Genomic DNA, 12,744 nt, shown 5'->3' on the forward strand with positions numbered 1-12,744 from the left:
TAGGCATTAAGCCCTGCTATCAGGCCGCCTCGACGCCGAACTGCAGGCGGGCCAGGCGAGCATAGAGACCGCCCTTGGCGTAGAGCTCGGCGTGCTTGCCCTGCTCGACCAAGCGGCCTTCCTCCATGACCACGATGCGGTCAGCCTTCAGCACGGTGGCCAGGCGGTGGGCGATGACGAGCGTGGTGCGCCCCTCCATCGCCGTGGCCAGGGCCTGCTGCACCAGGCGCTCGCTCTCGGCGTCCAGGGCGCTGGTGGCCTCGTCCAGCAGCAGGATCGGGGCCTCGCGGACCAGGGCCCGGGCGATGGCCAGACGCTGGCGCTGGCCGCCCGACAGGGTCTTGGCGCGCTCGCCCACGGGGGTGTCGAAACCCTGCGGCAGGGCCGACAGGAAGCCGGTGGCCTGGGCGGCGTCGGCGGCGGCCTTGACCTGCTCCTCCGTCGCATCGGCGCGGCCGAAGCGGATGTTGTCCAGCGCCGAGCCCGAGAACAGCGGCGAGTCCTGAGCCACCAGGGCCATGCGCTCGCGCACTTCCGACGGATCGGCGTCGCGCAGGTCGACGCCGTCAAGGCGAATGCCGCCGACCTGAGGGTCATAGAAGCGCAGGAGCAGCCGCAGCACAGTGCTCTTGCCCGCGCCTGAGGGGCCGACCAGGGCGACGGTCTCGCCGGGCACCACGGTCAGGTCGAAGCCGTTCAGGGCTGGCAGGTCGGGACGGCCGGGATAGGCGAAGACCACGTTCTCGAAGGCGATCGCGCCCTTGGCCGGGACCGGCAGGGTCTGGGGCGCCGGCGGGGCGGCGATGTCCGGGTGCGAGTTCAAGAGCTGGGAGATCCGTTCCATGGCCCCGGACGCCTTCTGGACGTCGCCCCAAACCTCGCCCAGAGCGCCGATCGAGCCGGCCGCCATCACCGCCAGCATGGCGAACTGGGCCAGGGTGCCGCCGGTCATCTCGCCCGACAGAACGAGGCGCGCGCCGGTCCACAGCAGAAGCGTGATGCCGCCGAACGCCAGGACGATGACCATGGCCGTCATGCTGGCGCGGGCGGTGATGCGCTTTACAGAGGCGCGGTAGGCGGTCTCGACGGCCTCGCCGAACCGGCCGGTGGAGGCGGCCTCGCGCCCGAAGGCCTGCACGGTCTCCAGGGCGTCCAGGCTCTCGCCGGCATAGCCCACGGCGTCGGCGAAGCGGTCTTGGGCGGTGACCGACAGTTTGCGCACCCGGCGGCCCAGGAAGAACATCGGCGCCAGGATCACCGGCACCATCAGGGCGATGAAGCCGGCCAGCTTGGGCGAGACCACCGCCATGTAGCCGAGGCCGCCCACCAGGCTGAGGATATTGCGCAGGGCGATCGAGGCCGAGGCCCCGACCAGCTGCTCGACCAGGGTGACGTCGGTGGTCAGGCGCGACAGCACCTCGCCCGTGCGGGTCTTCAGGAAATAGGCCTGATCGAGGCCCAGGGTGTGGCCATAGAGCACCCGGCGCAGGTCGGCGACCACGCGCTCGCCCAGGCGGGTGATGAAGAAGAATCGGGCGGCGGTGGCGATGGCCAGCACCAGGGCCACGACGCCCAGGCCCAAAAAGGCGCGATTGATGTCAGCCTCGGCGCCCTTGGCGAATCCGTGGTCGATCACCTGCTTGAAGGCCGCCGTCAGCCCCAGGGTCGCGCCCGTCGAGAACAGCAGGAAGAAGCCCGCGGCCAGGCCGTCGCCCTTGTGGGCCTTGACGAACGGCAACAGGTGGACGAGCGGCCGGATGTCCTTGCGGCGCTCGCGTTTAGCGCCCGCCTCGGCCATGCTCTGGACCAGAGCGGCCCCCGCGCCGGGGCGTCCGTCGGCCTTTTGCTCGCCGCCGTTCACGTCGGTCATCAACAGTCCCTTGCCAAAATCGCGCGGGTTCTTTATAGCCGCCCGTCTTCGAGGGCCACCCCGCGTGTGCGTGGATGGCGCTTAACCCAATTCAAACTCGCCGGCTTAGTCGGACTGGATCGCCGCCATGAAACAAGACATTCACCCCGACTACCACTTCATCACCGTCACCCTGACGGACGGCTCGAGCTATCAAACGCGTTCGACCTACGGCAAGGAAGGCGCGAACCTGGCGCTGGACATCGACCCGCGCACCCACCCGGCGTGGACGGGCGGCAACGCCCAGCTGATGGACCGTGGCGGCCGCGTCTCGCGCTTCAACGCCAAGTTCGCCGGCTTCACCGGCAAGAAGTAAGAAGCTCACGCTTCTCGCCGTAAGGGCGACGAAAAGCCGGCGCCGCGTTTGCGGGCCGGCTTTTTCTGTATCTGGGGCCTAGCGCCCCCTCCGTCTCGATGCTCCGCATCGATCCACCTCCCCCGTTGCACGGGGGAGGATAAAGCGCTTCCTACTCCTCCCCTGCGCAGCGGGGGAGGTGGCCCGCAGGGCCGGAGGGGGCGCTTCTCAGTCTTCCGGATCGTACGGGTCATCCCCGCGGTCGCGCATCAGGTCGGTGGCCACGAAGTCCATGGCGTCCTCGGCGTCGACGAAGCTCAGCTCCGACACGGTCTGGTCGCGGATCGAGACGCCGGCCTTGTGGGTGCTGTCGGGATCGCCGGTGACCAGCGGGTGCCACTGCGGCAGGTCCTTGCCCTCATGCAGCCGGCGATAGGCGCAGGAGGGGGGCATCCACTCCAGGTCCTCGATATTGTGCGGCGTCAGCTTGATGCAGTCCGGCACCGTCTTCCTGCGGTTCGGATAGTCCTTGCACTGGCAACGGTGCTCGTCGAACAGCTGGCAATGCACCCGCGTGGGGATGATCTCGCCGGTATCTTCGTCTTCGAAGCGAACCAGGCAGCAAAGACCGCAGCCATCGCATAGACTTTCCCACTCGGGGACGGTCATTTGCACGAGCGTCTTCGTCTGCCAGAAATATTTGTGTGGCGTCATGGCGCCGTCCTAAACCCGATTGCCTCGGGGACCAACAGAGCCTGACGACGCACCGTGAACGACTGGACGCTGCCGCCTTATAAATTCGACGACAAGGAACCGCCCAAGAAGCCTGGGCAGGGACCGACGCCGGCTGCGCCGCCTCCGCACGATCCGTGGGCGCCCGAGGCCCCGCTGCGCGACCCGTTCAAGTTCGCCGACAGCCCGCAGTCTCCCCTTTCGAACACGCCACCTTCAAGTACGCCGCCTCCGCCGCCTGAAGAGCCCTTCCGCGCAGACCTGAAGCATCACGCGGCCAAGAAGAAGGCCCGCAAGTGGGGCTGGATCTGGGGCGTGCTGCTGGTGTCGTTCCTGGTCGGCGTGCTCGCGGCCGGCGGCGGCGCGGCCTATGTCTGGTTCAAGTACCTGAAGGACACCCCGCCCCTGCCCTCGCGCGAGGCGCTGTTCGCGGTCAACCGCGCGCCGGGCATCCGCTTCGAGGACCGCAGCGGCCAGGTGATCGCCACCCGCGGCCCGCGCTATGGCCAGCGCATCACCGTGGGCTCGGTGCCCAACTACGTGCCGATGGCGTTCCTGGCCGCCGAGGACCGTCGCTTCTACAAGCACGGCGCCATCGACCTGCAGGGCATCGGCCGCGCCGCCTGGATCAACTGGCGCGCCGGCAAGACCCGCCAGGGCGCCTCGACCCTGACCCAGCAGCTGGCCAAGGGCCTGTTCCTGACCCCGGATCGGGTGGTGAAGCGCAAGCTGCAGGAGATGCTGCTGGCCTGGAAGCTGGAGCAGGTCCTGACCAAGGACGAGATCCTCGAGCTCTATCTGAACCGCATCTATTTCGGGGCCGGCACCTACGGCGTCGACGGCGCGGCCCAGACCTATTTCGACAAGCCCGCCAGCCAGCTGACGCTGTCGGAGGCCGCCTTGCTGGCCAGCCTGCCCAAGGCCCCGTCGCGCCTGGCGCTGACCAACGACATGGAGCGCGCCCTGGCCCGCTCGCGCCTGATCCTGGCCAATATGCGCAAGGAAGGCTGGATCACCGCCGAGCAGGAAAGCCGCGCCCTGGACGACACCCCGCGCCTGTCGGGCTTGGCGCTACAGGACGAGGGCGACTACGGCTGGGTGCTGGACTACGCCACCACCGAAGCCGTGAAGATCGCCGGCCAGAACGCGCCGGACCTGGTCGTGCGGCTGACCATCGATCCTGCCCTGCAGCACGAAGGCGCCGAGGTCGTGCGCCAGACCATGGCCACCGAGACCACCCGCTCGGGCGCCACCCAGGCGGCCCTGCTGTCGCTGTCGGCCGACGGCGCGGTGCGGGCCATGGTCGGCGGGACCAGCTACAGCGAGAGCCCGTTCAACCGCGCGGTCCAGGCCAAGCGCCAGCCGGGCTCGACCTTCAAGCCGTTCATCTATGCCGCCGCGGTCGAGAAGGGCGTCTTGCCCACCGACGTGCGCGTGGACGAGCCGATCAAGTTCGGCGACTGGGCCCCGGCTAATTACAGCGGCGGCTATCGCGGCCCGATGACCGTCGAGCAGGCGCTGATCAACTCGACCAACACCGTGGCGGTGAAGCTGGGCAAGGAAGCCGGCGGCGACGCCATCGGCGACCTGGTGCGCCGCTTCGGCATCACCAGCCTGCCGCCGCGTCCGGACCTGTCGGTGTCGCTGGGCTCGTACGAGGTGAACCTGCTGCAGCTGACCTCGGGCTTCCAAGTCTTCCAGCAGGGCGGCGTGCGGCTGGAGCCCTATGTGATCGAGTCGATCATCACCCAGGACGGTCGTCAGATCTTCCAGCACCTGGCCCCGCAGGCCGAGCGCCGCGTCTACGACATCAGCCACGCCTCGATCATGGTCAAGATGATGAAGAAGGTGGTCGCCGAGGGCACCGCCAAGCGCGCCGCCTTCGGACGTCCGGCCGCCGGCAAGACCGGCACCAGCCAGAACTGGCGCGACGCCTGGTTCGTCGGCTTCACGCCCGACTACGTCACCGGCGTGTGGGTCGGCAATGACGACGAAAAGCCGATGAACAAGGTCGTCGGCGGCGACATCCCGGCCAGCATCTGGCGCCGTTTCATGATGACGGCCCACCAGCCCCTGGCCATCCGCGACTTCGCCTGGCTGCTGCCCGATCCCGCGCCGCAGACCACGCCCGACCCGCGCAACGGCTACTACGAGACCCTGTCGGCCGAATTCGCTCGAGCGGCCTCGGAGCTGGAAGCGGCGGCCAGAGCGGCCCCGCCGACACCGCCGGAGGGGCAACCGGCGCCGCAGAACCTGCCGTACTGAGTGCGCGATCCTCGCCCTTCGACAAGCTCAGGGTGAGGATCATGGCTTAGGCCGTACAGTAGAAAACCTCACCCTGAGCCTGTCGAAGGGCGAGGTTTGCGGTCCCGCTACCGATATCCTGTCATCGACGTCGGCCGGTCCGCCGCCTTGGTCGCCCAGGTCTTGTTGGGCGTGGCGCTCATCGTGAAGACCAGGTCGCCGCCGGCGATGATCTCCTCGTGCTTGAGGTAGGCCCGGGTCAGCGGCTTACCGTTCAGGGTCACCCGCGCCACGTACGGCGTTGCGTCGGTCATGCCCTCGGCGTGGACGGTGAAGCGCTTGCCGTTCGGTAGGTTCAGCGCCGCCTTGTCCACGAACGGACGCCCCAGAGCGTATTCGTTCGAGGCCGGGGTCACGGGATAGAAGCCCAGGGACGTGAACACCAGCCAGGCCGACATCTGGCCCAGGTCGTCATTGCCCGACAGGCCGTCCGGGGTCGGCTTGTATTGGCTCTTCACGATCTGGCTCAGTCGCGCCTGGGTTCGCCATGGCGCGCCAGCGTAGTTGTACATATAGGCCACGTGGTGGCTGGGCTCGTTGCCGTGGATGTACTGGCCGATCAGGCCGGCGATGTCCTCGGCGTGGCTGTAGTCCAGCTTGGAATTGTCGAAGTCGAACATGGCGTCCAGCTTCTTCACCGTCGCCGCGTCGCCGCCCAGCACCTTGACCACCCCGCCCAGGTCCTGTGGCGCGAACCACGAATATTGCCAGGCGTTGCCCTCGGTGTAGTCCGAGCCGTAGTTGATCGCGGTCGGGTCGAAGGGCTCGCGGAAAGCGCCATCCGACTTCCGCGCCCGCAGGAAGCCAGTCTTGGCGTCGAAGCTGTTCTTCCAGTAGCCGGCGCGCTTGTCGAAGGTCGCGGCCACCTCGGCCTGGCCCATCTCGCGGGCCATCCGGGCGATGGTCCAGTCGTCATAGGCATATTCGACGGTCTTGGAGGCGGCTTCCGGCTCCTTGTCGATCGCGACATAGCCCAGCTTCATGTAGTCGCCCAGGCCGCCGTAAGGGGCGTAGGTCGCGCTCTTGACCATGGCGTCCAGGGCCGCCTTGCCGTCATAGCCGCGGATGCCCTTCATCCAGGCGTCGGCGATGACCGGCACGGCGTGGTAGCCGATCATCGTCCAGGTCTCCTGGCCGTGGAACTGCCAGACCGGCAGGAGGCCGTACGGGCTGTGCCGCTGCGAGGCGATCAGCGAGTTGACGACGTCGTTGGTGTAGTCCGCCGGCTGCACCAGGGTCAGCAGCGGATGCTCGGCCCGGAAGGTGTCCCACAGCGAGAAGGTCGAGTGGAAGGTGAAGGCCCGGCCGTCCAGTTTGCCCTCATGCACCTGGTCGTCGGGACCGCGGTAACGGCCGTCGGCGTCGGCGAAGACGCTGGGGGCCAGCAGGGTGTGATAGAGCGCCGTGTAGAGGGTCTTCTTCATCGGGGCCGGGGCCTCGATCTCGACCGCGTTCAGGGCCTTCTCCCACAGCGCCTTGGCGCGGCCGCGCTGGGCGTCGAAGTCGAAGCCCGGCTCGTCGCTGGCGAGGTTGGCGATCGCGCCGTCCTCACTGACCGACGACAGCGCCACCTTGGCCGTCAGCGGGCCGTCGATCTGGCCGAAGTCGAACACCCCGACCAGCGCCCTGCCCTGCACCTGGGCGCGGTCATTGGACGTCCGTCCCGGCTGGGTGAAGCCCTTGTAAGGGATGTCGGCCTCGCGGTTGTGGAAGGCCTGGCCCACCAGCGGCTTGTCGAAGCGTATGGCGAAGAACAGCTTGCGGCCGGGCGCCCAGCCGCGCGTCTCGCGATAGCCGGTGATGGTGCCGTCCGGGGCGACGCGCAGCCGCGACCACAAGACCTTGCCCGGATAGTTGTAGATCGAGGTGCGCAGGTCGATCAGCACCTGGGCCTTCTGACCCTTCTCGAAGGTGTAGCGATGCAGGCCGGTGCGCAGGCCGGCCGTCAGCTCGGCGCGCACGTGGCTGTCGCTCAGCGTCACGGCGTAGTAGCCCGGCTCGGCGACCTCGGTGTCGTGAGTGTAGCGCGAGCGGTAGCCCGAGCCCGGCTTGTCGGCCTCGCCTGGCTCCAGCTTGGGCTCGCCCGTCACCGGGGTCAGCAGGATATCGCCCAGGTCCGAATGGCCCGAACCCGAGAAGTGGGTGTGGGAGAAGCCCAGGATGGTCGGGTCGCCGAACCGGTAGCCGGCGGCGCGGGCATAGCTCTGCTTGAACGGCAGGATGTCGGTGTCGGGGCTCAGCTGCACCATGCCGAACGGCACGACCGCGCCGGGGAAGGTGTGGCCGTCGCCGCCCGTGCCGATGAACGGATCCACGGACTCGTAGGCAGTCTTGGACGCCACTTGGGCCAGGACAGGGCTGGCGGCCAGGATCGACAGGCTGGCCAGCAGGGCGAGGCGAAAGCGCATTCAGCGGGACTCCGTGAGAGGTCGCAGCCTAGCAGCGCTTTCGCCTCCTAAAAAAGCTCATCCCCGCTTTCGCGGGGGCGAAGGGTCAGCGCGCGGTGGCGAGAGCCGGCGGCGCGCTGTCTTCATCTTCCTCGCTCAGCTCGCCCAGTTCCCCTCGAGCCCGCGCCGTCTTGCCGTACAGCAGCTCGAACAGCGGGCTGGCCATCAGGGTGGTGGCGATGGCCATCAGCACCAGGATCGAGAACAGCGCCGGGCCGATGATGCCCTTCTGCAGGCCGATATTGATGATGATCAGCTCCATCAGGCCGCGGGCGTTCATCAGCGCGCCGATGCCCATGGCCGTGGCGTTGTCCTGGCCGGTCAGGCGGGCTGCAGCCCAGCAGGCCCCGCCCTTGGCCAGGATCGAGCCGGCCAGGATCACCAGGGCCACGCCGACCAGGCTGAGGCTGTTGACCATGGTCAGCTGGGTGTTCAGGCCCGAGAAGGTGAAGAACATCGGCAGCAGCAGCACCACCGCGAACGGCTCCAGCTGCTTCTTGATCTCGCGGCTCAGCACGCCGCGCGGCAGCACCGTGCCCAGGATGAAGCCGCCGAAGACGGCGTGGATGCCGGCCGCATCCATGGCCCAGGCGCACAGCATGAAGAGGATGATCACCACGCCCAGCAGCGACGGCGACACCTTGCCCTCGCGCTCGGCCCAGCGGCCCAGCGGGGCCAGCAGGCGCGGCCCCAGGGTGACCATGAACAGCACGAAGCCCAGGCCGCCAGCGATGGCCTTGATGGCCACGGCCGAACCGCCGCCGAAAGTGGCCAGCACGATGGCCAGCACCGTCCAGGCGCCGGCGTCGTCGATGGCTCCGGCCGACAGCGACAGCGTGCCCAGCGGGGTCTTGGACAGCCCCCGCTCGTGGATGATCCGGGCCAGCATTGGGAAGGCGGTGATCGAGATCGCCGCGCCCATGAACAGGGTGGCCTGGAAGGTGTCGATGCCCTTGCCAAACAGGCCCTGGCTCAGCAGCCACGGCGCAATGGCGACCGCCACCAGGAACGGCGCGGCCATGCCCGACAGCGACACCGCCACCGCGCTCTTGGCGTTGCTCTTGAAGTGGTCGCTCTGGAAGCCCATCCCGACCAGGAACATGTAGAGGCCCACGCCCATCTGGGCGCCAACATAGAGGACGGCCTTGCTCTCCTTGGGGAACAGCATGGCCTGGACGTCGGGCGCCAGCAGGCCCAGCAGCGACGGGCCCAGCACCACGCCGGCGATCATCTCGCCCACGACCTGCGGCTGGTCGAAGAACCGCTTCACGGCCCAGCCCACCAGGCGGCACGCAGCGACGATCACCGCCATCTGCAGGAAGAAGACCACGCTGAGTTCAGCTGGCGTCATGACTTGAAGTCCCCCGGAGCGCCGCCTTTTGACGGTCGCGTTTCCAATCCCTGAGACCGACGCTAGCCGAGACCGACAGCGTTGTCACGAGGGGATGAAAGCCCTCTCTCATAGAGAGAGGGAGGGGCCCGCCGCGTAGCGGTGGGAGGGTGAGAGGTTATAATCTCTCAGGATAAGGCGCGGCGTGGGCCCCCAGGACGTCGTCGGAAAGGCTCGGATCTCTCCGGCCAGCGGTGAAACCTCTCACCCTCCCACGCCTGACGCCGTGGGCCCCTACCTCTCTCTATGAGAGAGGGATTTTCTCAGGGATCAGTCCCGCAGCGGGCGCAGTCTGTTCACGTGGCCCATTTTGCGGCCGGGGCGGGCTTCGCCCTTGCCGTAGAGGTGGACGCGGGTTTCGGGCTCGGCGGCCAGCTTCTTCCAGGCGTCGACATCGGCGCCCAGCAGGTTGGTCATTTCCACGTGGTGGTGCGGGGCGGTCGGGCCCAGCGGCCAGCCGACGACAGCGCGGATGTGCTGCTCGAACTGGTCGACCTCGCAACCGTCCTGGGTCCAGTGGCCGGTGTTGTGGACGCGCGGGGCGAACTCGTTGACCAGCAGCTTGCCGTCGGCCAGCTCGAACAGCTCCACGCCGATGACGCCGACATAGTCCAGCGCGGTGAGGATCTTGGCGGCGATGGCCTCGGCCTGATCGCGCGTGGCCGGGGTGACCTTGGCCGGGGCGACGGTGCGGCGCAGGACGCCGCCTTCATGGTGGTTTTCGGCCAGCGGATAGCAGGCGATCTCGCCGTCGCGGCCGCGGGCGGCGATCACCGACAGTTCGCGGCCGAAGTCGGCCGGAGCCTCGAGGATGGCGTCCTGGCGGCCGATCTTGTCGAACGAGGCCTCGGCGTCGGCGGCCTTCTGGATCCAGGCCTGCCCCTTGCCGTCATAGCCTTCGCGGCGGGTCTTCAAGAGCGACGGAGCGCCGATCTTGGCCACGGCCTCGGCCAGGCTCTCGCTGTCGTGGACCGGGGCGAAGGCCACGGTTGGCACGCCGATGTCGGCCAGGAAGCTCTTTTCCACCACCCGGTCCTGGGCGGTGGCCAGGGCCTTGGCGCCCGGCGAGACCACCGCGCCCAGGGCGGCCAGTTCGGCCACGGTGTCGGCAGGCACGTTCTCGAATTCGTAGGTGACGACGTCGCAGGCCTCGGCCAGGCGCTTCAGCGCCCAGCGGTCGTCATAGGCCGCCACGATCTGACGAGCGGCGACCCGGCCGGCCGGCGAGTTCTCTTCCGGGTCCTGGATGACCACGTCGAAGCCCAGGCGCGCGGCGGCCAGAGCCAGCATGCGACCCAGCTGTCCCCCGCCGAGGACGCCAATGGTCGAACCAGGAACGAGCGGGAAGTCGGCCATTGTCTCTTCTTAGTCCTCGACGCTCTCGGCGACGCTGTCGGTCTGGGCGGCGCGGAAGGCCGACAGGCGTTCCGACAGCCCGGCATCCGACAGGGCCAGGATCTGGGCGGCCAGCAGGCCGGCGTTCTTGGCGCCGGCTTCGCCAATCGCCAGGGTCGCCACCGGAATGCCGCCCGGCATCTGAACGATCGAAAGCAGGGAATCGAGCCCGCTCAGCGCCTTGGACTGCACCGGCACGCCCAGCACCGGCAGGTTGGTCATCGAGGCGGCCATGCCCGGCAGGTGCGCCGCGCCGCCGGCCCCGGCGATGACCACCTTGTAGCCGGCCTTTTCGGCGCCGGTGGCGAAGTCGAACAGGCGCTGCGGCGTGCGGTGGGCCGAAACCACCTTGGCCTCGTAGGCCACGCCCAGGGCGTCCAGCGCGTCGGCCGCGCCCTTCATGGTCGGCCAGTCCGAGCGGCTGCCCATGATGATGGCGACGGGCGGGGTGGCTGCGGTCATGACGTCGGCCCTTGAGGCGGCGAATGAAGGCCGCCCCGTATGCGCGCCCTCCCCTTCGCGCAAGCCCAAAACGACACGAGACGGATCAATCCCGCGCCCGACCTGCGCCGTTTCGTCCAATGGACGTGCTCAAGTCTTGGGCGCAAAGCCTAGCGTGTCAGTGTCCCGTTTGCGTGGAACGCCGTTCCCGCGTTAACCATAGCCAAGCTATGCCATAGCGATTCACGCGTAAGGCCTCCTGAAGATCACCCGATGAAGATCACCGGCGCCCGAACCGAACCTTTCGCCGCCATCCGCAAGCGGGCCCTGGTCCGCGCGGGGGCGCAGGTCGTCGCGCGCGAGGTCGCCGCCCCGGACAGCGCCGCCTTTCTGGGCCTCACCGAGGCCGACATGTCGCCGCAGGTGGTCGAGGCCCTTCAGACCCTGATGGGCGAGATCGACGACCTGCGTAACGAGGTCTCCTCGCTGAAGCTGCGGCTGAACGAGGCCCAGGGCCTGGCCGACATGGACGCCCTGGCCCCGGTGCTGAACCGCCGCGCCTTCCTGCGCGAGGCCAAGCGCGTGGCCGCCTTCGCCCAGCGCTCCGGCTCGTCGGCCAGCCTGGTGTTCTTCGATCTCGACAACTTCAAGAGCGTCAACGACCGCTTCGGCCACACGGCCGGCGACGAGGCGCTGAAGGTCGTGGCCAAGCGCCTGACCGCCAATATCCGCGAAAGCGACGTCGTGGGCCGCATGGGCGGCGACAAGTTCGCCGTGCTGCTGTGCCAGGCCGACCAGGAGATGGCCCTGACCAAGGCCGAGACGCTGGCCGAGGCCGTCCGCTCACGTCCCGTCGAGTTCGGCGAATGGTCGGTGCCGCTGCACATCTCCTACGGCGTGCGCGAGATCCAGCCCGGCGGCGATCCGGAAGTGGCCCTGGCCGAGGCCGACGCCTATGTCTTCCTGCGGAAGCGTAAAGCTTCCGCCTGACAACTGCCGGTCATGCGACCTTATCGCACGGCGACTCCCCCAGCAGGCCGAGATAGAGATTTCACACTCTGTTAAGCATGTCTGGCGGGCTTCCATGCAGCGTATTCTGGTCGCCGAGGACGATCCCGTCCTCTCGATGATCTACCAAATCACCCTGAGCGAAGCCGGCTTCGACGTGATGCTGTGCGCCGACGGCCAGGCCGCGTTCGAGGCCCTGGACAGCTTTGCGCCGGACCTGGTGATCACCGACCATTCGATGCCGCGCATGAGCGGCGGCGAGCTGGTCAGCGCCGTGCGCCGCCGCCGTCCGCAAGCCGCGACCCTGATGGCCTCGGGCGTCAACGCCCGCCTCTTGAAAGACGACCAGCACGCCGACGCGCGTCTGGAAAAGCCGGTCACGCCCGGCAGCCTGCTGCAGACGGTCCGAGCGCTGGAGGCGCTTGGCTGCGTGAGCGTTTAGCGCCCCCTCGCGATGCGTATCCGCATCGCGCCACCTCCCCCGTTTCACGGGTGAGGAGAATAAAGCTCCCTCCTGCCCCGCTTGCGGGGGAGGTGGCGCGACGCCGATAGGCGACGTGACGGAGGGGGCGCTCCGCAGCGTTGTTAAGCGATGATGTCCGGCGTCAGCTGGTCTTCCAGCCGGCCGATCTCGTCCTTCAGGGCCAGCTTCTTCCGCTTCAGGCGGGCGATCTGCAGCATGTCGGGCTGGTAGCGCTCTTCCAGAGCCTGGATGGCGTCGTCCAGGTCCTTGTGCTCCTCGCGCAGGTCCGCGATGCGACGTTCGATCGCGATGTCGGTATCGTCCGACGGATCATCGTCGTTCATGGACATGTCTCGGAGT

At 68.2% G+C, this 12,744-nt stretch carries 11 protein-coding genes and 2 pseudogenes; 5 read left to right on the top strand and 8 right to left on the bottom strand.

Annotation, left to right across the window (positions count from 1 at the left end; translation table 11 throughout):
• Positions 1-19 precede the first annotated feature (19 nt).
• Positions 20-1,873, bottom strand: coding sequence for an ABC transporter transmembrane domain-containing protein (locus ABDW31_RS01800; RefSeq protein WP_184716595.1), 1,854 nt, complete (start codon positions 1,871-1,873; stop codon positions 20-22).
• 124 nt (positions 1,874-1,997) lie between these two features.
• On the opposite strand from ABDW31_RS01800, the gene rpmE reads away from it, so the two are divergent.
• Complete coding sequence (gene rpmE, locus ABDW31_RS01805; protein ID WP_184716593.1) at positions 1,998-2,225, top strand: 50S ribosomal protein L31; 228 nt, start codon at positions 1,998-2,000, stop codon at positions 2,223-2,225.
• 5 nt (positions 2,226-2,230) lie between these two features.
• Here rpmE and ABDW31_RS01810 read toward each other — a convergent pair.
• Both ABDW31_RS01810 and ABDW31_RS01815 read right to left on the bottom strand, forming a co-directional pair.
• A pseudogene (locus ABDW31_RS01810) lies at positions 2,231-2,365 on the bottom strand (hypothetical protein); the annotation flags it as partial.
• A 67-nt stretch (positions 2,366-2,432) separates the two neighbouring features.
• The gene (locus tag ABDW31_RS01815) at positions 2,433-2,918 is read right to left on the bottom strand and encodes a YcgN family cysteine cluster protein (protein WP_184716591.1); all 486 of its coding nucleotides are present in this window, start codon (positions 2,916-2,918) and stop codon (positions 2,433-2,435) included.
• Between the two features lie 54 nt (positions 2,919-2,972).
• On the opposite strand from ABDW31_RS01815, the gene ABDW31_RS01820 reads away from it, so the two are divergent.
• A complete protein-coding gene (locus tag ABDW31_RS01820) occupies positions 2,973-5,201 on the top strand; it encodes a PBP1A family penicillin-binding protein (protein ID WP_184716589.1) in 2,229 nt (742 codons plus the stop codon).
• A gap of 107 nt (positions 5,202-5,308) precedes the next feature.
• Here ABDW31_RS01820 and ABDW31_RS01825 read toward each other — a convergent pair whose 3' ends face one another.
• The 4 genes from ABDW31_RS01825 to purE all read right to left on the bottom strand — a co-directional run bounded on the left by ABDW31_RS01825 (position 5,309) and on the right by purE (position 10,934).
• Positions 5,309-7,648, bottom strand: a complete 2,340-nt coding sequence (locus tag ABDW31_RS01825) for a GH92 family glycosyl hydrolase (protein ID WP_184716587.1) — start codon at positions 7,646-7,648, stop codon at positions 5,309-5,311.
• Positions 7,649-7,733: 85 nt separating this feature from the next.
• Positions 7,734-9,038 (bottom strand): cation:proton antiporter, encoded by a 1,305-nt coding sequence (locus ABDW31_RS01830; RefSeq protein WP_184716585.1) that lies wholly within the window; start codon positions 9,036-9,038, stop codon positions 7,734-7,736.
• A gap of 309 nt (positions 9,039-9,347) precedes the next feature.
• The gene (locus ABDW31_RS01835) at positions 9,348-10,433 is read right to left on the bottom strand and encodes a 5-(carboxyamino)imidazole ribonucleotide synthase (protein ID WP_184716583.1); all 1,086 of its coding nucleotides are present in this window, start codon (positions 10,431-10,433) and stop codon (positions 9,348-9,350) included.
• A 9-nt stretch (positions 10,434-10,442) separates the two neighbouring features.
• On the bottom strand, positions 10,443-10,934 hold the full coding sequence (purE, locus tag ABDW31_RS01840; protein WP_184716581.1) for a 5-(carboxyamino)imidazole ribonucleotide mutase: 492 nt from the start codon (positions 10,932-10,934) through the stop codon (positions 10,443-10,445).
• A gap of 252 nt (positions 10,935-11,186) precedes the next feature.
• On the opposite strand from purE, the gene ABDW31_RS01845 reads away from it, so the two are divergent.
• The 3 genes and pseudogenes from ABDW31_RS01845 to ABDW31_RS01855 all read left to right on the top strand — a co-directional run.
• Positions 11,187-11,903 carry a GGDEF domain-containing protein gene (locus ABDW31_RS01845; RefSeq protein ID WP_184716579.1) on the top strand — a complete coding sequence of 239 codons (717 nt, stop codon included), beginning with the start codon at positions 11,187-11,189 and terminating at the stop codon, positions 11,901-11,903.
• 94 nt (positions 11,904-11,997) lie between these two features.
• Complete coding sequence (locus ABDW31_RS01850; protein ID WP_184716576.1) at positions 11,998-12,363, top strand: response regulator; 366 nt, start codon at positions 11,998-12,000, stop codon at positions 12,361-12,363.
• Between the two features lie 11 nt (positions 12,364-12,374).
• Positions 12,375-12,473, top strand: a pseudogene (locus ABDW31_RS01855) (hypothetical protein); the annotation flags it as partial.
• Between the two features lie 33 nt (positions 12,474-12,506).
• Here the strand turns inward: ABDW31_RS01855 and ABDW31_RS01860 are convergent.
• Entirely contained in the window at positions 12,507-12,734 is a 228-nt protein-coding gene (locus tag ABDW31_RS01860; protein WP_184716574.1) for a DUF465 domain-containing protein, read from the bottom strand.
• Positions 12,735-12,744: the final 10 nt, after the last annotated feature.

The sequence above is a fragment of the Caulobacter sp. genome (genome assembly GCF_039596335.1).
Classification (GTDB): domain Bacteria; phylum Pseudomonadota; class Alphaproteobacteria; order Caulobacterales; family Caulobacteraceae; genus Caulobacter.

Excerpts from the sequence above, each read along its gene's own strand:
- ABDW31_RS01845 (WP_184716579.1), top strand. The coding sequence starts at position 11,187 with ATGAAGATCACCGGCGCCCGAACCGAACCTTTCGCCGCCATCCGCAAG.
- ABDW31_RS01860 (WP_184716574.1), bottom strand. The coding sequence starts at position 12,734 with ATGTCCATGAACGACGATGATCCGTCGGACGATACCGACATCGCGATC.
- ABDW31_RS01850 (WP_184716576.1), top strand. The coding sequence starts at position 11,998 with ATGCAGCGTATTCTGGTCGCCGAGGACGATCCCGTCCTCTCGATGATC.
- rpmE (WP_184716593.1), top strand. The coding sequence starts at position 1,998 with ATGAAACAAGACATTCACCCCGACTACCACTTCATCACCGTCACCCTG.
- purE (WP_184716581.1), bottom strand. The coding sequence starts at position 10,934 with ATGACCGCAGCCACCCCGCCCGTCGCCATCATCATGGGCAGCCGCTCG.
- ABDW31_RS01830 (WP_184716585.1), bottom strand. The coding sequence starts at position 9,038 with ATGACGCCAGCTGAACTCAGCGTGGTCTTCTTCCTGCAGATGGCGGTG.
- ABDW31_RS01825 (WP_184716587.1), bottom strand. The coding sequence starts at position 7,648 with ATGCGCTTTCGCCTCGCCCTGCTGGCCAGCCTGTCGATCCTGGCCGCC.
- ABDW31_RS01815 (WP_184716591.1), bottom strand. The coding sequence starts at position 2,918 with ATGACGCCACACAAATATTTCTGGCAGACGAAGACGCTCGTGCAAATG.
- ABDW31_RS01835 (WP_184716583.1), bottom strand. The coding sequence starts at position 10,433 with ATGGCCGACTTCCCGCTCGTTCCTGGTTCGACCATTGGCGTCCTCGGC.